Source organism: Shewanella putrefaciens (genome assembly GCF_016406305.1).
Classification (GTDB): domain Bacteria; phylum Pseudomonadota; class Gammaproteobacteria; order Enterobacterales; family Shewanellaceae; genus Shewanella; species Shewanella putrefaciens_C.
The window spans coordinates 903003-926278 of record NZ_CP066369.1; the positions used below are offsets into that span (position 1 = coordinate 903003).

19 protein-coding genes are annotated in these 23276 nt (G+C 48.1%); 10 read left to right on the forward strand and 9 right to left on the reverse strand.

The genetic code is table 11. The features are described from left to right. Positions 1–64 precede the first annotated feature (64 nt). Positions 65–589, reverse strand: coding sequence for a hypothetical protein (locus JFT56_RS03940; protein WP_198782412.1), 525 nt, complete (start codon positions 587–589; stop codon positions 65–67). Positions 590–599: 10 nt separating this feature from the next. After that, positions 600–1421, reverse strand: a complete 822-nt coding sequence (locus tag JFT56_RS03945) for a cytochrome C (protein WP_198782413.1) — start codon at positions 1419–1421, stop codon at positions 600–602. 445 nt (positions 1422–1866) lie between these two features. Here JFT56_RS03945 and JFT56_RS03950 point away from each other — a divergent pair, with 445 nt between their 5' ends. The 3 genes from JFT56_RS03950 (at position 1867) to JFT56_RS03960 (ending at position 4631) form a co-directional block, all read left to right on the forward strand. Beyond that, positions 1867–2610 (forward strand): winged helix-turn-helix domain-containing protein, encoded by a 744-nt coding sequence (locus tag JFT56_RS03950; RefSeq protein WP_198782414.1) that lies wholly within the window; start codon positions 1867–1869, stop codon positions 2608–2610. Then, positions 2603–3133 (forward strand): hypothetical protein, encoded by a 531-nt coding sequence (locus JFT56_RS03955; RefSeq protein WP_198782415.1) that lies wholly within the window; start codon positions 2603–2605, stop codon positions 3131–3133. The genes JFT56_RS03950 and JFT56_RS03955 overlap by 8 nt, the downstream gene beginning before the upstream one ends. Positions 3134–3227: 94 nt before the next feature. Next, positions 3228–4631, forward strand: coding sequence for a hypothetical protein (locus JFT56_RS03960; protein WP_198782416.1), 1404 nt, complete (start codon positions 3228–3230; stop codon positions 4629–4631). Here JFT56_RS03960 and JFT56_RS03965 read toward each other — a convergent pair. The 6 genes from JFT56_RS03965 to JFT56_RS03990 all read right to left on the reverse strand — a co-directional run bounded on the left by JFT56_RS03965 (position 4612) and on the right by JFT56_RS03990 (position 14805). Beyond that, a complete protein-coding gene (locus JFT56_RS03965; RefSeq protein WP_198782417.1) occupies positions 4612–6849 on the reverse strand; it encodes a PAS domain-containing protein in 2238 nt (745 codons plus the stop codon). The genes JFT56_RS03960 and JFT56_RS03965 overlap by 20 nt on opposite strands. A 141-nt stretch (positions 6850–6990) precedes the next feature. Next, complete coding sequence (locus JFT56_RS03970; protein ID WP_198783491.1) at positions 6991–7698, reverse strand: TatD family nuclease-associated radical SAM protein; 708 nt, start codon at positions 7696–7698, stop codon at positions 6991–6993. 174 nt (positions 7699–7872) lie between these two features. Continuing rightward, entirely contained in the window at positions 7873–11064 is a 3192-nt protein-coding gene (locus tag JFT56_RS03975) for an efflux RND transporter permease subunit (protein WP_198782418.1), read from the reverse strand. After that, positions 11064–12275: an efflux RND transporter periplasmic adaptor subunit gene (locus JFT56_RS03980; protein WP_198782419.1), complete on the reverse strand. Its 1212-nt coding sequence runs from the start codon at positions 12273–12275 to the stop codon at positions 11064–11066. The genes JFT56_RS03975 and JFT56_RS03980 overlap by 1 nt, the downstream gene beginning before the upstream one ends. A 315-nt stretch (positions 12276–12590) precedes the next feature. Continuing rightward, a complete protein-coding gene (srmB, locus tag JFT56_RS03985) occupies positions 12591–13853 on the reverse strand; it encodes an ATP-dependent RNA helicase SrmB (RefSeq protein ID WP_198782420.1) in 1263 nt (420 codons plus the stop codon). A gap of 235 nt (positions 13854–14088) precedes the next feature. Then, a complete protein-coding gene (locus tag JFT56_RS03990) occupies positions 14089–14805 on the reverse strand; it encodes a tRNA1(Val) (adenine(37)-N6)-methyltransferase (protein ID WP_198782421.1) in 717 nt (238 codons plus the stop codon). A gap of 539 nt (positions 14806–15344) precedes the next feature. Between JFT56_RS03990 and brnQ the strand changes: the two genes are divergently transcribed. From brnQ to JFT56_RS04025, 7 genes are all read left to right on the forward strand, one after another. Next, positions 15345–16760 carry a branched-chain amino acid transport system II carrier protein gene (gene brnQ, locus JFT56_RS03995; RefSeq protein ID WP_198782422.1) on the forward strand — a complete coding sequence of 472 codons (1416 nt, stop codon included), beginning with the start codon at positions 15345–15347 and terminating at the stop codon, positions 16758–16760. 81 nt (positions 16761–16841) lie between these two features. Next, on the forward strand, positions 16842–17744 hold the full coding sequence (xerD, locus tag JFT56_RS04000) for a site-specific tyrosine recombinase XerD (protein ID WP_198782423.1): 903 nt from the start codon (positions 16842–16844) through the stop codon (positions 17742–17744). A gap of 133 nt (positions 17745–17877) precedes the next feature. Then, positions 17878–18603 (forward strand): bifunctional protein-disulfide isomerase/oxidoreductase DsbC, encoded by a 726-nt coding sequence (gene dsbC, locus JFT56_RS04005; RefSeq protein ID WP_198782424.1) that lies wholly within the window; start codon positions 17878–17880, stop codon positions 18601–18603. Between the two features lie 94 nt (positions 18604–18697). Further along, the gene (gene recJ, locus JFT56_RS04010; protein ID WP_198782425.1) at positions 18698–20422 is read left to right on the forward strand and encodes a single-stranded-DNA-specific exonuclease RecJ; all 1725 of its coding nucleotides are present in this window, start codon (positions 18698–18700) and stop codon (positions 20420–20422) included. 23 nt (positions 20423–20445) lie between these two features. Beyond that, positions 20446–20772: a hypothetical protein gene (locus JFT56_RS04015; protein WP_198782426.1), complete on the forward strand. Its 327-nt coding sequence runs from the start codon at positions 20446–20448 to the stop codon at positions 20770–20772. 13 nt (positions 20773–20785) lie between these two features. Then, positions 20786–21205, forward strand: coding sequence for a GNAT family N-acetyltransferase (locus JFT56_RS04020; protein WP_198782427.1), 420 nt, complete (start codon positions 20786–20788; stop codon positions 21203–21205). A 52-nt stretch (positions 21206–21257) separates the two neighbouring features. Further along, the gene (locus JFT56_RS04025; protein WP_126492665.1) at positions 21258–21500 is read left to right on the forward strand and encodes a DUF4287 domain-containing protein; all 243 of its coding nucleotides are present in this window, start codon (positions 21258–21260) and stop codon (positions 21498–21500) included. Between the two features lie 154 nt (positions 21501–21654). On the opposite strand, the gene ahpF is transcribed toward JFT56_RS04025, so the two are convergent. Continuing rightward, positions 21655–23226 (reverse strand): alkyl hydroperoxide reductase subunit F, encoded by a 1572-nt coding sequence (ahpF, locus tag JFT56_RS04030; protein ID WP_198782428.1) that lies wholly within the window; start codon positions 23224–23226, stop codon positions 21655–21657. Positions 23227–23276: the final 50 nt, after the last annotated feature.

Sequence of the window (23276 nt, forward strand, 5' to 3'; positions counted from 1 at the left end):
AACAAAATAGGCATCCAACTCTGACCCTAGTGGATGCCTATTTCATCGGGGGACGATGCAAAGATTACAAGGGAACGACGGGGACTAAGGTCAGTTCATTATTGGCCTTAGTGCCATAGATCTGAATCGCGACTTTGATTTGGTACACTGCGCCACTCGGATCCTTTGACTGCCAATCGAGTCCTGCTATTTCAAACTGATACTGACCATTTTTTATCTCAGACAACTTACCACTACATTCCCCTTGGCTCTGGCAGCGATAGTTTTGGGTCACATGCCAACGTTTCCAAGCTTTAGCATTTGACGAGGAGGTGTTCTTGTCAGGAAAGCCAAAGTAGTAAATATCGTAGTTTTTAGCCGCAGTGATAGCTGCTTGATTCGCATCGGTCAGTGAAAATACGACAGTGCCTGTATTGGGATCAAATTGCTCTACAGCCAGATTAATCTGAGTCGCATCCTCGATACTCACAGTGGTTTCGACCGGCGGCGGTGGTGGCGGAGGCGTGACTTCCTCGGATTGATTATCGTCGCTACCACAGGCCGTAAGGGTCAACGTCGCTAAGGTTAACGCGAGTAATGGGTATTTCATCACTGCCTCCTTAATTAAAGTGCCCAGTATGGCAAGTCGTACATTCCATATCGGTTTTAACGCTCGCCGCCGAACCTAAGGTGCCCGTGCTGCCATGGCAGGTTTGGCAATCCTGCGCCTCGAGGGAAGGTTTACTACCCGGTAAGGCACCAATATTCTCACCCTGATAGGCGCGGTTAAGGAGCTCTACGAGGTAATAGGTCATAGATGCCGATAGGCGGTAGCAACGTTCACCTTTTTTCGCGAAGGGAAGCCCTGATGCCCGTGACCAGTTACTGATGGAAGAGTGGCATAGCACGCTCATGGCCTTTGATGAACTGCCAACCAGGGCGGTTTTTTCAGCGGTTGAACCGATACCCGCGACGAATTCGGGGGAGGACAGTGGCAATGTGGTGTTTTCATAGTAGCGGAAGGTATTGGCGATAACCGCGCTATTCTGGCCGTTAATATCATCTAAGATATTGACTAACATACCAATCGCATTGAGGTTGCCACAAAGTGTACCTTGGCCTGTGACCCCGGCAAATCCATAGCCTGCCAGAGCGGTGGGAATGGTTTTAAACTTGTCGGCATCGGCACTATTAGATTGCGCTAGCATAGTGATAACTGAGTGAAATACTTGGTGCATACAGCCGCCACCTGTTTCATAGGCGAGTTTGGCAGTGGCCATAGGATCGAGTGGCACGTATTTGAGTTTTTCACCCAGTGCCAGTTGGTAATCACCATCCGCATTGGTGGCCGCGAAGGCGGAGGTTCCCATCAGGGTTGCGCCAGCGGCGGCGGTGCTGATACCTATAATGCGGCTGAGTGCTTGGCGTCGATTAATGCTCATTTTATCTATCCTCTTTTGGTCATTATTTTTATTTATCAAACGGTAAACTTAAGCTGATGGACATGATTCTAGTGGGCAGAGGAATAAATATTGTGATTTGAGGCGGGGGATATATTCTTGGCAGTTCTGTATCGACAAAGCGTAAAATCAATCTGTTTATAGAATTAGATAGCGTCTTTATCATTTATCAATGCGATTGAAATATGATCTGCATCCTGTTATTTGTGGCATTTGTGTAGATTTATGTGCATTTATGCAGCATCTCGGTTTCCTTTGTTGGCATTTATTCCTGTGAGCTTTCGCAGATTTTCTGCTTAATCCTATACGCTTGGGGGACACGTCACGAAATTTAACTAATTGCGTCCTTGGGTTAGCAAGATCACAGTAATCATTAGTAATCTTGCATAGACTCCTGCCAGTATGTTGTCGGTTTGAGGAAAGGTATATGCAATTGGGCGACTGCTGGTTTGACCGTGAGCGAGGCTTGCTGACCCAGCAATCTTGCAACGAGCCTTGGCACTTGCCCCGTGCCGAGTTGCAGGTGCTCAGTTTGCTGGTGGAGCATCAGGGGAAACTTGTTTCAAAGCATGTACTTAAAACTGGCGACGGTGAACATCCTCCCTTGACTGATACGTCATTGGCGCGGGCAGTGTTTATGATCCGCTCCTTTCTTGGCCCCCAATATGAAGGTCTTATTGAGACAGTGAAGGGGCAAGGTTATCTACTGCACCATGCCCATGGACAGCGAGTTAAGAGTTTTCAATACCCTGGATTGCAATCCTGGCCTTGGTGGAGTGTATTGCTCGTCTTTGGATTTATGCTGGCATTCACTGTTTTCTACCTTAACCGAATTGACCACAGTGTGCCGACCGAGCCGTTGATGTCGACTGAGCTGCCCTTGGCCTCGGGCCAGCATGTGCGCCTGCATCTCTATGCCAATTCGAAGACCAATAATACCTTACTGTTTGAACTGGGTGAGCGTTTGGGTCAAGGGTTAATTGCCTGCGGTAGTAGTGATTGGTCTGAGGTTTACTCTTCTTTATCCCATGATAAACAAGTGCTTAATATTACCATGCGGGGTGACAAGCTTGGGCAATCCGTCATCCGTAACCTCAAAATTAGCGACTTTAGACGCCCTAAAGAGTTTATCGATGTGAAGTGGCTATTGGAGGTTGGGATCTGTGGCTAAATGGCTAAAATGGACGATTAATTTGACTATCCTATCGGCCTTAATTGCGGCCTGTGGGGTGATCTATCTACAGTCGGCTTCCAATAAGGCGGTGATCCTCAATTGCAGCTCTGAACTGTTCGACCGCCATGGGCAACTTAAGGATGACGGTAAGTTTTATCTGTTAGTGGATGTGCTTATCTCGGCGGGTAATGCGCAGATTAATTACCGCTATTTTAACCTCGATGGTAGCAGTGCGGGCATGATCCTCATGCAGGGAGAAGTGCAGAGCATGGAGCCTAACAGCATGACCTACAATGTTTCGGTCAAAACCAAGACTGAATCCGAGGACGTGGATAAGAAGGCTTGGCCAGAACATATGAAGTACCTCTCATATATCAGCAGTTTACACTTTAGCGAATCGGGTAAGCACAATATGAGCATTGAAATACTCCACAGTGATGCCAGTAAAGATTATGCCGTCGTCCTGTTTCAGCCAAGCAATACGGTCTGTGGCTGCCGAATCGTAAATAGCCGAATTTAATCAGTGTATTTAGGTTAGTTTCAGTTTAGATTAGGTTTTATTTCCACAGTATTACCGCTGATGGGTCCATTTATTGAGGGGCTAACAGGTTTTTGTGTCTAAGATCCGTGTAAAGCAAGAAGAATCCCTGTCGATTAAGTTCAGCCATCAGATGGAAAAGGGTGATAATCGTCAGCTCGACCTCTATTTCTTTTTGCCAAAGGAAATGGGCATAGGCTCCCATACCTTAAACGAAGAAGAATACTACTACAGCTCGATTGTCGGGCGACGTTCCTATTATTCCGAAGGTTTACACTTGCCCTTAGTGCAAGGTCGTTTTGCCAGTCTTAACCGCCGTACTGTCGAAGAGTTTAGATTGTACTTAAACTTATTCGCCTATCAGTTTGCGGTCGCGGTTGAAAACGATGTGAAGGAACTGGGCCAAATTACCGATGTAACTCACTTTTATTTCGCCCTCGATGAGCTGCGCGAGCAAATTACTCAGTTGCTGAAAAAGTTTCGCCGCAATGAACCCGGCGATCCTAAGTGGAAATCCTACTTCGAAAATGCCGATAACTACCTGTCATGGTTTTGTGAGCAGCAACTGCTTAAAGTGCTCGCCTACGCGACGCGCAGCAGTGATTTCAACGATATCCAAGAGCGGGTGTTGACCCTCTGTCGGAATGAATGCGCCTATCGGGACGCGAACAATTACAACTCGGCTCAGACTAAGCAAGACCCTAACCGTATTTCGAATAAGATGTTGCTGCTGCGACGTTTGATCCAGCAAGGGGTCGTGCTGAAAGAAGAGTTAAAGCCGCTGGGTATTGGCCTGAAGAAATTCACTACTGGGTTGGCGACGGCCCTCGTGATGCTTGTCGTCTCGGCGCTTATCATCAAGGCTCAAGGGGCATTCAGTGGGTTTACGATCGCACTGGTGCTGACGCTTGCGGTGATTTACGGCTTTAGGGAAATTTTTAAGGATGATGTGCGCAATGCGATGTGGCGTTTTATCCAGCGCGGGCGCCCCCGTTGGAGCCGTATTTTGCGGGATACGACCAGTCAGGCTGTTATTGCTAAGCAATTAGTGTGGCTAGAATTTATGCGTCAACAGGATTTGCCCGATAAGGTCAGTGAGATCCTAAAGCACAGGCACAGCCAAAATAAGGTTGACGCCGAGATCTTGCATTATAAGATCGCCACTAAAGTGAATCAGAGTGAGTTCCAAGCGGGTTATTCGACGATTCAAGAGCAAGTCAATTTCAGCTTTGTGCCCTTTGCCCGCTATTTAGAACGGGGCAAGGCCAAAATTTATAAGGAAATAGAGGGCAAGATCAGCCATGAGTCCGTTGAGCGGCGCTATCAAGTCAACTTGATTTTAGTGCTGCGGGATGGGCGAGAGGCGCCGCAATACTCCCGCTATAAGATCACTATGAACCGCTCGACCATCATTGAGATCACCCAGAGCCAGTTGCCTGACTCGATAAATCCCTCAACCCCTAAGGATGATGACGAGTAAAGGCTTGACCGATATTTTGATCGTTATTCTGCTTCGCCCGCTTGAGCGCCACTTCGGCATTGCTAAGGTATTGCTCTAAGGTTTGGCCTTCCTGATAACTGGCGATACCAATGCTAATGCCTTCCCCTAGGCCATTACTGTTCAGTTTTTCCATGGTGCTGAGGGCGAAGTGATGGGCTTGGATCGCATCCGTGTCGGGCAATATCACAATCAACTTGCCCAACTGCCAATGTAAAATCTGATAATGGGCGGGGATCTCGAGTAATAGCTGAACTTCGACTTCCTGTTGGCGAGTTTCGAGCTGATCGATATCGCTCATATGGCTCAGCATTCCCTCTGGATTGATGTCCATCAACAGGAGGCTGGAGTGATTACGACTCTGTGGCGTAAGGGAGGTGAAGTAGCGTTCTAAATCCGGCAAATTGAGCAGAATTGTGCTGCGGTGGGGGACAAAGCTGCGTTGCTCTGTGCCTCGAATTCGATCGGCCGCTTGTTCAAGGGTGCAGATGATATAGTCAATTTCACCATCGGCGGCTACATGCCCCTTGAGCGTTGCCTGCAAACAATTGGAGTGGCGCAGGTTAGGTGAGCAGAGTATTTGCCCTTGCCACTGGCCCTGCATGCTGATCTGCGCCGTAATTCTCGGCCATTGATTGCCTAAATCATTGGCGAGTAGAGAAGCTAAATCATGGTTTAAATCGCCATTTAACTGCATCAATTGGTCAAATACGGGATTGATTTTGATTAGTTTTCCCGTTGAGTCCGTCAGCGCCGTCGCCACAGTGTTATCACAGAGCAAGTCGCTTAAAAACGCCTGTTGTCTACTGCTTATTAGCTCGCTGATATCTTCTAGGGTCACTAATAAGTGTGGCAAACCTCGGCTAATTCGTGGTGCTTGACGTACATGGGTTCTGAGCGTCGGCCCATCGATACTTTCGAGTGACAATTGGGCCGACCATTCACCGTTTCGGTACACTTGATCCATCATTTGGGCGTGGGTGACATCGTCCAAGTTGAGGGTGCGTTGCAGACTGCGGTCAGCCAGCTCATCGAGCGGCACTAAAGTAAACTCGGCGGCTTTAGGGTTGGCGCTAATAATACGTGCATGTTCATTGGCCAAGATAAAGCCTATCTCATTGTTAAATAAGCTATTTGCGACATCAATACTGTATTGGCGGGAGCGGTGTTGTAGCCGATACATATGGCTTAACAGAATCACCCAAGCCGCAAGCATAGTGAGGATAAGGGCGGCCACTATCACAATGTTTTGCCACTGGGAGAAACGTGCGGCTATGTCCTCATTGCGGATATAGGACAGTAAAAAGTATTCGCGATGTAGCTCAGGTTGGGCGGTTAACTCCACCTTAAGGTAAACAAAGGTGGCATCTTCACCGTGGAATTGGCCAAAGTTACTCATGGACATTTCCCGCCACAGGGCAGGATAACTCTGGCGTAGACTTGCGCCTAAGGTTTCGGGCATATGGGGAAGTGGCGCAAGGTTGCTGACACCCGCATAGAGCAATCCTTGGGTGTCGAGCACTAACATGGGCGACTTATTACTCGAAAATGCAGGTTTTATCGTCTCTAGCATTTGCACCATAGAATTGTAAGTAATGAGGTAGCCCATAGAACTTTGATCGGGCTTTTCTAGCCAAGCCAGTTGGTACATATAGGGTTCGAGTATGCCATTGAGGGGGACGAACTCTAGGGGAGAGGTATAAATTTCTTTACCACCCAAATTACGGCTCGAGCCTAACAGCGTAGGAGGTAAGGGGTCTTTGCTAAAATTGGAGGCCGTTGAAAACTTATAATGACCTTGGGGATCGAACAGGGCAATGCCCAGTAATTCGGGAATATGTTGTACCAGTTCCTGCCAACTGTCTTGGAGTTTCTGCTGTTGTGCTGAGGTTGGATTTTTGAGGTACTGTTTGAGTAACTCATCCTTAGCGAATAGCTGAGTCCTAAATTGCTGAAAAGCGACCTTATCCGTGATCAGTGTGCCTATCGTTTGTAGCTCACTGTATCTCTGCGTGGCCCATTCTTCCTGTAGCCGACGTTCGCCTAAGGTGATGATAAGGTTTGTTAAAATGATCATGCCAATCACGAGCATCGACAGCTGGCTTGCCACCGCCAGCAACCGCTGGTGGGACCAATGTAGCCCTTGTGTTAGAGAGAGCAGTGGCGCTAGGGGATGTATGCTTGGTTTTTTCTTCAGCATGGGCCGATTTTTGCGTTGGTGATCTGTTAATTTGGCTATGTTAACACGAATGAAATGTTACGACAGTGGCAAGTTGCTTGGGCAACTGAGGGCCCTTAAGTTATTTGGGGAGTCAATCTAGGCGGTTCGGGCGGTGGCTATCTACCCAAGCGCGCCTAAAACTCTATGTTTAAACTCACAACCATAGGCTTGCACTTGCTCGCGGCAGAGATCAATATCGACGCCTTCTAGCCCTTCGATGGCTGAGACTTGCACTCTTTCAATATAGTGGGGAGCTAGGCTGATAAAGGCATTCACCGCCGCATAGGAGTCCGCCAGTTTAGGACGGCAATGCTGGTTATAGGCTGTTTCATTATCGGCATTGAGGGAAATCGATAAGCTATCAACGCATTGGGCAAGTTCGGGCAGAATATTGCGTCTATGGACTAAATTAGCTAATCCATCGGTATTGACGCGCACGCGGCCGCCCCTGCGTTTAATTTCCTTTGCAACGGCAATCAAGGTTGGCAGGTTCAGTGTGGGTTCTCCATAGCCACAGAAGACATATTCCTCAAAGTCGTCGGTATTCCCTAGTAGCGGGATAATCTCCTCGGGCTTAGGTTGATGGGTCAGTGCCAGTTGATATTCATGGATCTGTTTGCTGCCATTATGCTTTGGGCAAAAAATGCAGCGCAGGGTACAACGGCCGGTGATATTGAGATAACGGCTCCTGCGGATATCGTAGACTAAGGTTTCAGTGGCGCAGGTCTCATTCGTGCACACTTCTTGGGTGATATTCCCATTGGGTAAGGTTTCAGTGGCTTTGAGCTGTGACTCTTGCTTAGCCGTGGCATTGTGTGAATTTGGCATACTGTAGGCTTTAATAGTGCAGGACGATAACTTGTTGCCAGTGTAACTAATGCCCTCGGGGATAACTGCCACGCAGATCGCACTCCGTTAAGAACGTATTCGTGCTGCTCCCGAGTTAAGCCGATAAAAAAGAGAGCCTAAGCTCTCTTTTTATTGGATTTAATCATCCTGTATCTAGTCTTGATCGCTTAAGGTATTAAGCTTGACCCTGTGGGTCTCGGTTGTGCCTAAGTGCATATCCTCGACTCTTTTCGGTCGCCACCACCAATGGAAAAATCGACTCATAGTACGCCTGAAATCATCGAGGATAATGTAAAGCAGCGGCACTAAGATCAGCGTCACCACAGTCGAGAATAGGATACCGAAGGCGAGGGATGTGGCCATAGGGATCACTATTTGCGCCTGTAGGCTGCGCTCCAGAATAATAGGCACTAGCCCCACGAAGGTGGTGAGTGAGGTTAGGATAATCGCCCTAAAGCGATAACAGCCCGAATCCACCGCCGCCTGCCTTACCGATTGCCCTTGTTCGCGGGCTCTGTTAACAAAGTCCACTAAAATCAAAGAGTCATTCACGACCACACCGGCCAGTGCGACTATGCCACAGAGGCTTAGGACGCTCATGGCGAGCCCTTGGACCAAATGCCCAAACAGGGCGCCGATTATCCCGAAGGGGATTACCGACATGATGATCAAAGGTTGGCTGTAGGATTTGAGCGGTACCGCCATCAGGGCATAAATGGTAAACAGGGCAAAGAAGAAGCCTTGCATTAACCCAACCATGGCATTCTGCTCGTCCAAACTGCCACCGTCTAATGCGGTTTGGATTTTAGGGTACTTAACCTGTAGTTGTGGCAGAAAATCCTCTTGGATCTCTTGCACTACCTTTGAAGGCTCAACTTTGTTTTTGTTCGCATTCGCTATGATGGTAATCGCCCGTTTGCCATCGACTCGGGTGATAGAGGCATAGGATTCGCCCTTTTCCACTTCGGCCACGGTTGAGAATGGCACCGACTTGCCCTGCGGCGTGCGGATCAGCATATTCTCGAGGTAACCTAAGGTGCGGCGCTGTTCTAATGGATAGCGCACCATGACTTTGATTTCCTCTTTATTACGCAAAATTCGTTGTGCTTCATAGCCATAGAAGCCGTAACGTACTTGGCGCGCTAAATCGGACAGGGTTAAACCTAGGGCTTCGGCTTCGGGGCGGATCTTTAGACGGATCTCATGGCTGCCCGAGGAGAAATTATCGGCAATATCATACACCCCTTCATAGGTGGCGAGTTTTTGCTTTAGTTCGCGGGCGGCCGCAGATAATTCTTCGAGATCGCTCGAGGTCAGCCTAAAGGAAATATCACCGCCACCACCGCCGTTGCCACTGGCATTAAAGTCGAGTTTCTTCACCGATAATAGCTCGGGTAACTGCTCGCGCCACGCTGCGGCAATCGTCTCGCCGTCCACATCCCTATCTTCGCCTTTAGTGAGCTCGGCAAAAATAAATGCGGAAGTCCGGGAGCTCATATTGATAAAGCTATGCTTTACCACTTCGCTGCCGTTATCTTGCTCCATTTTGTCGTTCATCTTGTACAGGGCTTCTTCGATACTCTGTACGACTTTCAAGGTGTTTTGCTCTGAGCTACCTTCATCCATCTCCAGTTGGACTTGAATAAAGTCTGACGGAATATCCGGGAAAAATACCCAGCGCACTTTACCGCTGACCACTAAGGCAATCGAGAGGATCAGCACACCGATAAAGGCGGCCACCACGTTGTATCTGTGTTGGATACAACGCTCGAGGAAGTTGCGGTAACTGTGGTGGATAAAATGCTGCACTCTATCATTAAACTTCGCCTTGAGGCGGCCGAAAAAGCCAGTCACTTCACCTGGCTTCTTGAACTTCATATGGGCCAAATGCGCCGGCAGGATAAATTTGGATTCCACCAGTGAAAACGCCAGACACATGATGACCACCATGCCGATAGATTTCCAGATAATGCCCATGGGGCCTGAAACCATCAACATAGGGATAAAGGCGGCGATAGTGGTCAATACCCCAAAGGTGGCGGGCATGGCAACCTTTTGGGCACCGCGAATAACATTATCAATCGAGTGGCCGTGCCGTTCGACCTCGCTATAGGCGCTTTCGCCAATCACAATGGCATCGTCCACCACTATCCCCAGCACTAGGATAAAGGCGAATAGAGTCAACATGTTGATTGTCATTGAGAAAGGTTCGAGTGGCATGATCAGCATAGTGCCGAGGAAGCACACGGGCAGGCCCATCATCACCCAAAATGCCAGTTTGAGATCGAGGAACAGTGCCAAGATCACAAACACCAGCAGGGCGCCATAAAACATGTTCGACATCATCATGTTTAAACGGCCCTTAAGATAGTGGGTCAGATCGCCCCAAGTATCGAGTTGAGCATTGGCTGGCAGTGTTGCGCGGCGCTTTTCGACGTAATCTTTTACCTGCTGAGCAATGTCGAGGGCATTTTGATCGTTGACACTGGTCACTTCGATAATGGCGGCGGGCTTACCATTAAAGCGGGTGTATTCTAAGCGTTCTTCAAAGTCGTCCTTGATGGTCGCAACCTGTGGCAGCATTACTCGGCTACCATCGGGGCGGGTGGTGACCACAATATTGGCAAAATCATCGCCCGTATAGGCTTGGCCTTTAGTGCGTAGCAGAATATCGCCATCTTCAGCGCGGATTGAGCCTCCGGGTAAGTCGATGGAGGAGTTTTGCACCGCCATGGCAACCTGTGAGAAGGTCAAACCGTATTCCCGCAGCTTATCTTCGGAGACTTCGATACCGATTTCATAGTCACGGACACCGGTTACTTTTGCCCGTGTTACCGCCGGGAGTTGAGTCAAATCATCACGAACCGATTTGGCCAACTCCTTCATATCATGCAGTGTCATATCCCCATAGACAGACACCCAAATGACGTTATTTTCGGGTTCAATTTTATAAATTTGCGGTTTTTCAATATTCACGGGGAAGGTGGCAATGGCATCTAGCCTTAGCTTGGCTTCATCGAGCACAGTTTGAACATCATAACCATCCTCGACTTCAACCGTGATTGAGCCTACGCCTTCACTGGCGACGGAAGTGACTTTCTTGATACCGTTGATATCTTGAATCGCCTCTTCAATCTTAATGTTGATGCCTTCTTCGATTTCCTGTGGCGCAGCGCCGGGATAGGCAACGGAAATATTCAGCAAATTGAGTTCAAATGAAGGAAAAACCTCCTTATTGATCAATACAGTGCTAAATAGACCCCCAATAAGCAGTGCCCACATCAATAGGTTTGCCGCCACACTATTGCGGGCAAACCAGGCTAAAATCCCTTTTTGAGTGTCCATTATTTCACTCCGGCAGCGGCAAGACTGGACTCAGGGGTATCTTCTGTGGGCGTCGCGACTGGTTGTGCCTCTTCACCAATCACCTTCACTAACTGGCCATTGGCCATATTGCTAAAGTGGGTGATGGCGACGCGCTCGCCGGTTTTCAAACTGTCTTTAATAAACACATGCTCAAGGTCGCTACGCACAACATTAACATGGCGCATTTCAACGATATTTTTATCGTTAATTAAAGCGACATGTTCATTGCGTACCACATAGCGTGGCAACTTCACTATGCCATCGACGGTGCGGCCCTTAATAACGGCATTCACAAAACTACCGTATTTGAGTGGCAAGCTGCCCTGTTTTTTATGTTCGCGCAGGTACGGATCTTTAATCTCGGCAACCAAGTAAACCATGCGATTGTCGGCATCGATCACGCCTTCGCTGCGGATAATATTGCCTTCCCAAGAGTTCATTTTTCCCGCTAGCGATGCGCTAAGGGTGACTTCGGTATCTGGATTATCGACGGATTCTAGGTAGGCTAAATCGTCATTTGAGATAGGTAAGCGGATTTCTGCAATACGGGTGTCATAGAGTTCACCTAGGTTAGTCCCCAAGGTAACGTATTGACCTAAATCGACATTCCTAGCTTTGATTATGCCGTCAAAGGGCGCACGTATCACAGTGCGTTCGAGGTTACGCTGCGCGCGGGCTAATGCGGCCTGGGCATATTTGACGTTAGCTTGTTCTTTCTTGAGCTGGGGAATACGTAGACCGAGCTCCGGCGGTAAGCCCTTGTCATAATCTTTGAATTCGATTTTGGCGACTTCGCCACGGGCAATTTCTTCATTGAGCGCCGCGGTGGCTTGTGCCAGCGTGGCTTCGGCTTGCATCAAGTCGGCTTCGTAATCTGAAGGCTCGATTTGGGCCAGTTGTTCCCCTTTTTTGACTATGCCACCTGCGACAAATTGAGGCGAGATGGTTAACATTCTGCCTTGAACTTCAGTGACGAGCTGAGTCTTATATTTAGGCGTCACTACACCGTAGGAAGGTAAATTCAGTGATACCGTTTTTTGTTCAACCTGGGTGACATCGACGATAGGGATAGGCATGTCTTCCGGTTTTTGTTCTGGCGTTTCCTTCGTCTTCATTAATAAAGCTGCACCAACTATAAATAGCAGCAGGATAAAAAAAGGAGACAACCTCCTCAGTAGGGTTTTCATCATATGATTGTTACATCCATGCTAATCGCGTAATGGGCTTAAAGTACCAGAGTCGGACGCACCAATAAATTCATTTTTGTAAATAAAATGTGTCCAAAAATAATATTGAAAGATCGAATACTTAACTCTGTGGGCTGATTGGTGAAAATAAGAGCAATATTGTGGCAGGTAAAGCGTTTTTGAGTAAATAACACCGACCTAAGTGGTTGAGCATATAACGGACAGAATGTGGGATATGGCCTAGGTACAGCTAATAAAAAAGCCGCATTATTTGCGGCTTTTTTACATAGAGAGCGGCTTTTTACATAGAGAAAGAGTCTAGGACTTTTTCTTTCTCGCAATTTTACTGGCTTTTTTCGCCGCTTCTTTTTTGCTGGTCTTTTTAGCGGCTTCCTTCGCCTTGACCTTAGCTTTTTTCTTGGTTGGCGTGCGGGCTTCTTTATTTTTAGGGCGCAATTCTTCGATCACGCGGCGCTTCAAGGGTTGTTCGATATAACGTTCAATCTTACCAACGATACGCATATCGTGGGCTTCGGCCAGTGAAATCGCTGTACCCTTAGCTCCCGCGCGGCCCGTACGGCCAATACGATGGATATAAGTGTCGGCCGAGCGTGGCATATCAAAGTTGATAACATGGGTGATATCGTCGATATCGATCCCGCGGGCAGCCACATCGGTTGCGAGTAAGACGTTGACCTCACCCTTAGTGAAACGGCTCAGCGCTTGGAAACGTTTCTTTTGTTCCATGTCACCACGCATAAAGGCGCAGGCGATACCGGCTTTAAGTAATTGACCTTCAAGGCTAGAAACAATGTCGCGAGTCTTAACGAAGACGATGGCGCGCTTCACATCTTCTTGGCGCAGCAAGTGACACAGCAGGGCAAACTTATGCTCTTTATCGTCGGCTAGATGGATCCATTGGTGGATCTTGGCCTTTTCGCTGCGGGGAGCATCGACATCGATTTCGATAGGATCATTTAGCACTTCACGGGCAAAACGATGTACGCCACCGCCTTCTAAGGTCGCAGAAAACAACATATTTTGTTTACGGCCTTGGGCTTCGAGGGCGATAGCTTGCACGACAGATGAAAAGCCCATATCGAGCATGCGATCGGCTTCATCTATGATTAACACATCGACTTCTTCCGCGGTGAACTTACCCTTATCTAAGTATTCCATCAGACGACCGGGGGTGGCGACCAAAATGTCGACATTGCCCGCTAAGGCTTCTTCCTGTGGTGCATAGGGAACGCCGCCGGTGATGATGGCGATATCTAACCCTTGGCCCGTGGCTAAGTGGCTAGCATAACGGTGAATTTGGCTGGCTAACTCACGGGTAGGTGTGAGGATCAAAATGCGAGCTTGCCCTGGGAATCGACGGGGAAAGTCGATTAAATGTTGTAATGCGGGCAGTAAAAAGCTTGCGGTTTTGCCTGTGCCTGTCGGGGCGCGCGCCAGAATATCCCTTTGCTCTAGGGCATAAGGAATGGTTTCTTGCTGGATAGTGGTGGGCGAATGATGCCCCATGGCTTTAAGTGACTCTAATAAGCTAGGGTCAAGCTGGAAATCTTCAAATTGCATGCGCGGCGTCTCGACGGATAATAGCGCAGCATTATAAAGGTTATAGCGATTAACTTAAATAACTTATCTAGATCTCCTGTGTTTATCTTCTGTGCAAGTGATGTTTCATGGTGAAAGCATTAAAATAATAAATGTTAAATCAATTCATTAGCGTTGATTTTATCGCGAATTAAGCCTTTCAATGGATTTGTTAAACTTAGCTGCATTTATTTTGGCTGGCGGTGAGGGGACAAGATTAGAGCTTAAGGTAAAAATCTTGGGTTAATTGCGCCATGGCTCGTGTGTATTGCCCTGATATTTCGCGAATGGTGAAGTTACTCACCTTAGGTTGTATATCTACATGAGTTGGGGTTGCAAGTAGGCATAAAACCCTATTGGCTGATTTGCCTACCACACTGATAAGGTTGACTTGTTCTACCAAACAGAGCGGCGATTGTGACAAAAGCTGATTAAAGCGCGTGAGGCTTTGGATAGGCAGAATTAAGCTAGCTTGCCCCTGCGGGATCAGGCATAAGGCTATCGCATTGAGTAGGGCGGTGAAGCTTAAGCTATCCGTGTGACGGGCCATAGCGCGTTGGGATTGCTGCGCCTGTGGGCCGTGCTCAAAATAGGGTGGGTTGCAGATGATATGGTCGAAAACACCTTGGTATTCAATTTGTTGACTAACGTTTTGGATGCTGTCATTGATTAAGCTAAGCCGTTGGTTCCAAGGACTCTGGGCTATATTGTGCTGACACGCTAAGGCGGCTTTGTGGTCTAATTCGACACAAAGGATCTCGGCCAGGCTGCGTTGGGCCGCCATTAAACTGAGTAAGCCACTTCCCGCACCTATATCTAAAATGCGCGTCGCATTTGTCAGCGGTGCCCAGGCGCCTAAGATCACGCCATCGGTACTCACGCTCATGCCGCAATGCATGTCATCAATATGGAATTGTTTGAAAGTAAATGCCATGGGAGATCTATTATGGGTCGAGTGTGGGATTAACGCTTGATGGACTGCCGGTATTCTACGTCTAGCTTGGCGTTTTTAGCTAACGCTTTTAAACGGTATCTTGACCATTTTTGTATGAATCTGTCCTATGAATACCCGCGCGGATATCTTAGCTATTTCCTATCGATTGCTTCAGATTTCACTTAATTGAGGGTTTAATTTATTACCTTAGTAACCCTAGGTTAGCAGTTAGTTAGCATTATTTTGCTTTTTTAACTGATTAAGCTCTGCTGGCTTGCATTGATGTTTGAAGTCTGCTATTAGTTTCGCCCCCATTTTTAATCACTTTTATGATTAACGGATAGGTAAACGAGTTTTGTGGTGAATAAAACCGCTTTAAAGCCGGTTTTAGTGCTGCCACTGACTATAGACTCGACAGATATCGAACATATTTACCACGGAATTGTGTAAACATAGATTTGCATTCCGGATGGGCTTTGTTTTAGCTATGGCTAATCGACACATAATCACTTAAGTTTGTCAAAAAACAATAAGACAAGATGGGGCTTTCAGTGCAAGACAATCACATGAGTATCGGGGATACATTAGGCTTAGGTTTTATGACCTTTGCATTTTTTTTGGGCGCAGGTAACTTAATATTTCCCCCTTTTGCAGGGATGTTAGCCGGTGGCAATATGCCCCTCGCCATGCTGGGTTTTTTAATCACCGCCGTAGGTTTACCTTTAGTTGGCCTCATTGCAGTCGCTAAGGCTCAAGGTAAGGTTATGGCTATGCTGCCAGTATTTGCAGCAACGGCATTGGCAATTGCGATTTATATTATTATTGGCCCTGCATTTGCCGCGCCGCGTACCGGTTTAGTGGCCTATGAGATTGGTGCTAAGCCCTTTATCGGTAACACCAGTGCGACGATTTTGCTTGGTCATTTAAGCCTCAACCTATCGCAACTGATTTATACCTTAGGTTTCTTCGCTGTCACTATGTTATTGGCACTTTTCCCCGGTAAGTTACTCGACAGTGTCGGTAAAGTGCTAACGCCTATCCTATTGATATTGTTAGTCGGATTGGCTGCATCTGTGCTATTTCTGCCCGCGTCTGAAGTCGGGCAAGCCGTAGGGGATTATCAACATCACCCGCTGACCAAAGGTATTTTGGAAGGCTATAACACTATGGATACCTTAGCGTCCTTGATGTTTGGTATGTTGATTATCGATATCCTGCGTAAAAAGGGGATAGATCAGCCGAGTGCGCAAACTAAGTATCTGATCCGCGCTGCTTTTATCGCCGCAGCCGGGCTTGCTTTTGTTTATGTTTCTTTGTTCTTTTTAGGGGCAACGGCCGGGGATATCGCTATTGGCGCTAAAAATGGCGGCGAGATTTTAACAAATTACGTCACCCATGAATTTGGTAGCTTAGGCACGGTTTTACTCTCAACTGTTGTGACCTTAGCCTGTTTAACTACGGCGGTTGGCCTAGTGAGTGCTTGCTCCGAGTTCTTCAATGAGCTGATGCCAAAATTATCCTACCGTTTGTTAGTGGTCCTGCTAAGTGCTATCTGCGCCGTGATCGCCAACGTCGGCTTAACTCAGCTTATCGCCATTAGTATTCCAGTGTTGATGATGATTTATCCTGTGGCTATTGCTCTGGTTGCCGTGACTTTCTTGACCTCGCATTTTGCCAAGCCGCAGTTTGCCCACCGTGCGACGCTGTCAGTGGCGCTGTTGTTTGGGATCTTCGATGGTATGAAGGTGGCGGCAAAAAGTTTAACGGGCGTCGATGGTAAAGGGATTAACGCTATTGCCCAGTGGTTTATCGATAGCGTGAGTGGCATGGCGCCTACTCTGTCAATTTTGCCATTGTATGAGGAAGGTATGGCCTGGTTACTGCCGACCCTTGTAGTTATCGTGCTTTGTTTGCTCTTAGGTCGCGGCGGCGCTAAAACCGTGACAACCGCTTAAGGGAAAGTCTGACTGTCCTAGTTTAATTAGGTTAATATCAACGGCGTATCATTCGATTACGCCGTTTTTTATGGAGTTTTTGTGCCTAAGACATATCGCAGCGATCCAATTATCGATGCCTTTCTTGATGATCTCTGGTCCAGCAAGGGGCTAAGTGATAATACACTCAGTGCCTATCGTACCGATTTACGCCATTTTGAGCGTTATCAGGGGAAGCGAGGGCTGACGCTAATTGAGGTCTCACAGTTGGATGTCCGTGCCTATCTGGCATACCGGGTCGAGCAAGACTTTGCCCGCACTAGCAGTGCTAGATTGCTCAGTAGCTTACGGCGTTTCTATACTTACTTACTGCAGACCAAGCAGATATCCATCGACCCTATGGCCTTGGTTGAATCCCCTAAGTTAACCCGGCATTTGCCCAATTCTTTAAGTGAATCCCAGGTTGATAGGCTGCTCGCAGAGCCGAATGTTGATGATCCCGTCGAATGCCGTGATAAAGCCATGCTGGAACTTTTATATGCCACTGGGCTTAGGGTGAGCGAACTCGTCGGTTTAACGATGGAGCAGATGAGTTTACGCCAAGGCTTAGTGCGCATTGTGGGTAAGGGCGGTAAAGAACGCTTAGTGCCCTTAGGGGAGCTCGCCATCACCGAGGTTGAAGCCTATTTGAAGTTTGCGCGTCAGGAACTGCTGGGGCATAAACAGTCGGATGTTGTCTTTCCCTCGAAGCGTGGGCAAATGATGACACGGCAAACCTTCTGGCATCGTATTAAGCTCTATGCTTTGCGGGCAGGGATCGAAACGCCATTATCGCCCCATACCCTGCGCCATGCCTTTGCGACCCATTTGCTTAACCATGGCGCCGATTTGCGGGTGGTGCAATTGCTTTTAGGACACAGTGATTTATCCACTACCCAGATTTACACCCATGTGGCGCGGGCAAGATTGCAGGAGCTACATCAACAGCACCATCCGCGGGGTTGAATTTAGTTACAGTATAAATTTGCATTCTGCAGCGCTTGTATGTAACTTTTTGCCCCCATACCGGGTCTATTGAGTAGATCGCGTAAAACGACCCCAATATCTCGCTACTGCGACCCAATTTATAGGATTTACCATGAAGTTGACCCGAGCATTATCCTTAGTTTTCGCGCTTGTTGTTGCGCCGCTGGCCCATGCAGCGACCGCCACGACTCCCGACACCGCTGCGATTAAACAAAAACTCAGTGAGATGTTAGATGTTGAAGTGATTTCAATGCAGGATTCGCCGATTGATGGCTTATACCAGGCCATGACTAACCGTGGTGTGCTTTATATCAGTCGTGATGGCTCAAAGCTATTCCACGGTAATTTATACGATATGGATAAGGGAATGAAAAACCTGACAGAAGCGGCGTTAGCAGGCCCGCGTTTGTCCATGATGAAGCCCCTTGAAGACCATATGCTGATCTATAAAGCTAAGGATGAAAAACACGTAGTTACAGTGTTTACCGATGTAAGCTGTGGCTATTGCCGTAAGTTACATAGCCAAATGGCCGACTACAATAAGCTAGGTATTACAGTGCGTTACTTAGCCTTCCCACGCGCGGGCGTGCCGTCAGCGAATGCCGACGAAATGCAAGCCATTTGGTGTGCTAAGGATCCTTTAAAAGCCATGACCGATGCTAAAGCGGGCAGTAAAGTTGCCGCGGCAACCTGTGATGCAAAAATTGCCGAGCAGTACGAGTTAGGTTCTAGCTTTGGTGTGAACGGCACGCCGGCTATGATCCTTGACGATGGCAGTATGATCCCAGGTTATCAACCACCTGCTGATCTGCTACGCACCTTAGAAGCGCGTCAATAACAGCCTTTACCGAAAAATTTCTCCTATTAAGGTGAGCTTAAGGCTCACCTTTTTGTTATCTTAGTGCCCATGATTTCTCGAGAGTTTAAGTCCCTTGATCCATAAGATAGTCCGTCGCCAGACCGTTGATGATAGCCATTTACCCCCTCATTTACCGCCGTTGTTAAAGCAGCTTTACGCCCGCCGTGGCGTCACCTTGAATGAATGTGAGCTAGTGCTTAAAGGCCTATTAAGGCCAGATACCATGAAAGGCTTAAACGAGGCGGCAAAGCTGATTGCCGATGCAATACAGGCGGATAAATCGATCCTGATCGTTGGCGACTTCGATGCCGATGGCGCAACCTCGACTAGCGTATGTATCCTTGCACTGCGGATGATGGGCGCGGTGAAAGTGGATTATCTGATCCCCAATCGTTTCGATTACGGCTATGGCTTAAGCCCTGAAATTGTTGCGGTTGCGGCATCTAAACGGGCGGAAATGCTGATCACAGTCGATAACGGTATTTCATCGATTGATGGCGTAAATGCGGCCAAAGCTTTTGGTATGCAAGTGGTCATTACCGACCACCATTTACCCGGCCATGAGTTACCTAATGCCGATGCGATTGTGAATCCGAATCAACCGGGCTGCCCATTTGCCAGTAAATCGATTGCCGGCGTCGGCGTGGCCTTTTATTTGATGACGGCGCTAAGGGCTGAATTGCGCTCGCGAAACTGGTATCAAATCCGTGGTATTGCCGAGCCCAATTTAGGCACCTTGCTCGATATCGTCGCCCTTGGCACTGTGGCCGACGTGGTATCACTCGATGCCAATAATCGAATTTTGGTCGAGGCGGGGCTGCAGCGTGTGCGGGCAGGGCGTTGCCGAGTAGGGATTACCGCGCTGCTTGAAGTGGCGAAGCGAAATCCGGCGCGCATTGTGGCATCCGATTTTGGTTTTGCCGTCGGCCCAAGGCTTAATGCCGCAGGCAGGCTCGATGAAATGGCGCTCGGAGTCGAAACCTTACTCTGTGAAGATATGATGCTTGCCCGGCGTATGGCGGCGGAGCTTGATGGGTTAAACCAAGAGCGCCGTGAGCTTGAGGTTGGCATGCAGCAGGAAGCGCTAAAAAGCCTCGAGCACTTAAAACTCAACGAAGCCGAGTTACCTTGGGGTATCGCCTTATTTCAACAGGATTGGCACCAAGGGGTGATAGGCATATTAGCCTCGCGCATTAAGGATAAATACCACAGACCCGTGATCGCCTTTGCCGATGCGGGGAATGGTGAGATTAAAGGTTCGGCGCGTTCGATCAAGGGTTTGCATATGCGTGACTTGCTCGAGTTAGTGAACACGCGCCACCCCGGACTGATTATCAAATTTGGCGGCCATGCGATGGCGGCGGGTTTATCGCTCAAGGCGGGCAGTTTTGCGACTTTTGCCAAGGCCTACGATGATGCGGTGCGTGAACAGCTCAAACCTGAGCTGTTAACTGGCGAGCTTTGGTCCGATGGCGAGCTGACCCCCGCAGAGTTAAACCTTGAAATCGCCCAGTTACTGCGTAATGCCGGACCTTGGGGCCAAGCCTTCGAGGAACCGCTTTTTGATGGTTATTTTAACATAGTGCAGCAACGCCTCGTCGGTGAACGCCATCTTAAACTCGTGCTTGAAACCCAGTGCGGCACTGTGATGCTCGATGCCATCGCCTTTAATGTGGATTTACACACTTGGCCCGATGCGACCATTAACCATGCTCGAATTGTCTATAAACTCGATGTGAATGAGTATCGAGGTAATTTCTCGCTGCAATTGATGGTTGAGCAAATCGAAGCCATGTAAGCCTGTATCGACAAGGAGTTCAGTTGAAATTATCCGATAAAAAAATTCGTCAGCGACTTAAGTATTTTGCTTGGGGATATGGCGCTTGCCTGAGTATACCTTTGATCTCGACCCTACTCACCACTAAAGCGCAGGGGCAAATGCTGCTTATCGGGATTTGGCCTGCGGCTTCTTTGTTTTACTTTTTGGCCTATCGCCATTTGGCTAATTCCTTTCGATTCGAAATCAATCGCCACTTGGCCTTTAGTTACCATGGAGGTGGCACTTTAGCGGGGGCTTTGTATTCATTGGCAAAAGTGGTGTTATTGGCGATGGCTTTTATGATATTTATGAGTGCAACGAAAACCTAATCAGAGACAATCAATGGAATATAGGGTCAGCACAGAGCAAGCTGAAATGGATTTTGAGGTTATCTATGGCTTTATCAGCAACAGCTATTGGGCGCAGGGTATGCCCAAAGAATTGCTGCGTAAAGCACTAGCCAATAGTCTGTGTTTTGGGGTCTTTGATAAGGACAATCAACAAGTGGCCTTTGGTCGCTTAATTACCGATAAAGCCACCTTTGCCTACCTTGCCGATGTGTTTGTACTCGAATCCCACCGCGGCTTAGGTTTAAGTAAGTTGATGATGGCAGCAATTATGGAACATCCTGAGCTGCAAGGATTAAGACGCATAATGCTTGCCACCCGCGATGCCCACGGACTCTACGCCCAGTTTGGTTTCAACGCGGTCGATACCCCTGAGATGTTAATGCAAATTCGTTTAGAGAATCCCTACCTTTAGACTAGATTTTATTGACGTAAATTCTATAAATATCAAGATAAGGACATCTGTTATGACAGGAAAAACTCAGCCAACGACAGTAGCCGATAGCGTAAAAGTGAAAGGTCCCGCATCTTATTTCCCTTCTATCGAGAAAACCTATGGTCAGCCGATCGCCCACTGGCTAACACTTTTGCAAGGTCTCGAAGGTAAAAAGCATATGGAAATGGTGGCTTGGCTTAAGAGTGAACATCAACTCGGTCATGGACACGCCAATGCGCTAGTGGCGTATTTTATTAACGAAAAAAGTCGATAGCGGTACCTAGCATGACACAATTACAATATGCCTATCTTGCCAGCTTTTCTGTTTCGTCTGCCTTTCTTAATTGGTTACTCGAGGGGCAAATCCTATTAAAAACAAAAAGCCAGCTTGCGCTGGCTTCTTATATTATGCGGTTAATGTTTCACTATTATGCGGCTTTGGTATCGCTAATTTCTTCATCGCTGTGGCGAATTAAGTAATCAAATGCACCCAGTGAGGCATTGGCACCGCTACCCATAGCGATAATGATTTGCTTGTAAGGTGAGTTAGTGACATCACCAGCGGCAAATACGCCTGGTACTGAGGTTTGGCCACGCTCATCGACTATGATTTCGCCACGGGGGGTCAAATCAACAGTCCCTTTTAACCACTCGGCATTTGGCACTAGCCCGATCTGCACGAAGATACCCGCAAGTGCGACATGGTGACTCTCGCCCGTTGCACGGTCAGTGTAGTTTAGGCCGTTTACACGAGTACCATCGCCTGTCACTTCGGTAGTCATCGCCTGAGTAATGATTTTTATATTACCCATAGACGCCGCTTTACGTTGCAATACATCGTCGGCGCGCAGCTTGCTATCAAACTCGAGTACGGTCACATGCTCGACGATATTGGCTAAGTCGATTGCCGCTTCGATACCAGAGTTACCGCCGCCGATCACCGCCACCCGTTTGCCTTTAAATAGTGGGCCATCGCAATGTGGGCAGTAGGCAACGCCTTTACCACGGTATTCTTTCTCGCCGGGGACATTCATTTCACGCCAGCGTGCACCAGTTGCCAGTAGTACGGTACGGCTACGTAATTTAGCGCCACTTGCTAGTTCGAGTTCGAACAGGCCATCGCTCGCCAGTTTAACGGCTTTTTGGTTATCCATGATATCGACTTCGTAGTCACGCACATGGGCTTCAAGGTTGGCTACTAGCTTTGGACCTTCGGTCGCTTTGACCGAAATAAAGTTTTCAATTCCCACCGTTTCAGCCACTTGGCCGCCAAACTTGTCGGCAACAATCCCCGTGCGCAGGCCTTTACGCGCCGCATAAATGGCTGCCGCTGCGCCCGCTGGGCCGCCGCCGACCACTAAGACTTCGAAGGGCGCTTTTTCATTAATTTCATCGGCCTTACGGCTTGCGGCATTGGTATCTAATTTATTTAAAATCTCACCGATGCTGATACGACCCGCGGCAAACACTTCGCCATTTAAGTAAACCGAAGGCACGGCCATAATGTTGCGGCTAGCCACTTCGTCTTGGAACAGGGCGCCATCGATCATCACGTTGGTGATATTCGGGTTAATGGCCGCCATCATATTCAGTGCCTGCACTACGTCTGGGCAGTTTTGGCAGGTGAGAGATACATAAGTTTCAAAGGCATATTTGCCCGGCAGATTGCGGATCTGCTCGATAATCTCATCGCTGAGTTTGATTGGGTGTCCACCCGTGTGCAGTAGCGCCAGCACGAGTGAGGTAAATTCGTGACCCATAGGCAGACCAGCAAAGCTAATCTGGGTATTGCTCTCTGGGTTAATGACTGTCATCGCCGGGGTGCGTTCGCCCTGAGTTTCTTTCAGGCTCACCAGAGAAGAAAGGCTAACGATGTCATTGGCTAAGCTTTTTAATTCTTGAGACTTTTTGGTCTCATCTGCAGACACGACAAGTTCAACTGGTCTCTTGAGGTTTTGCAGATAGGTTTGCAGTTGATTTTTCAAATTCGCATCTAACATGTGATGGCTCCAAAATCGCTTAAAAAAGATGAATATACGCGAGGGGTGCC

Coding starts and splice junctions, on each gene's coding strand:
- JFT56_RS03980 (WP_198782419.1), bottom strand. CDS start 12,275: ATGATGAAAACCCTACTGAGGAGGTTGTCTCCTTTTTTTATCCTGCTG.
- JFT56_RS03975 (WP_198782418.1), bottom strand. CDS start 11,064: ATGGACACTCAAAAAGGGATTTTAGCCTGGTTTGCCCGCAATAGTGTG.
- JFT56_RS04020 (WP_198782427.1), top strand. CDS start 20,786: ATGGAATATAGGGTCAGCACAGAGCAAGCTGAAATGGATTTTGAGGTT.
- JFT56_RS04025 (WP_126492665.1), top strand. CDS start 21,258: ATGACAGGAAAAACTCAGCCAACGACAGTAGCCGATAGCGTAAAAGTG.
- JFT56_RS03940 (WP_198782412.1), bottom strand. CDS start 589: ATGAAATACCCATTACTCGCGTTAACCTTAGCGACGTTGACCCTTACG.
- srmB (WP_198782420.1), bottom strand. CDS start 13,853: ATGCAATTTGAAGATTTCCAGCTTGACCCTAGCTTATTAGAGTCACTT.
- JFT56_RS03965 (WP_198782417.1), bottom strand. CDS start 6,849: ATGCTGAAGAAAAAACCAAGCATACATCCCCTAGCGCCACTGCTCTCT.
- JFT56_RS03990 (WP_198782421.1), bottom strand. CDS start 14,805: ATGGCATTTACTTTCAAACAATTCCATATTGATGACATGCATTGCGGC.
- ahpF (WP_198782428.1), bottom strand. CDS start 23,226: ATGTTAGATGCGAATTTGAAAAATCAACTGCAAACCTATCTGCAAAAC.
- JFT56_RS03970 (WP_198783491.1), bottom strand. CDS start 7,698: ATGCCAAATTCACACAATGCCACGGCTAAGCAAGAGTCACAGCTCAAA.
- JFT56_RS03950 (WP_198782414.1), top strand. CDS start 1,867: ATGCAATTGGGCGACTGCTGGTTTGACCGTGAGCGAGGCTTGCTGACC.
- JFT56_RS03945 (WP_198782413.1), bottom strand. CDS start 1,421: ATGAGCATTAATCGACGCCAAGCACTCAGCCGCATTATAGGTATCAGC.
- dsbC (WP_198782424.1), top strand. CDS start 17,878: ATGAAGTTGACCCGAGCATTATCCTTAGTTTTCGCGCTTGTTGTTGCG.
- brnQ (WP_198782422.1), top strand. CDS start 15,345: ATGGGGCTTTCAGTGCAAGACAATCACATGAGTATCGGGGATACATTA.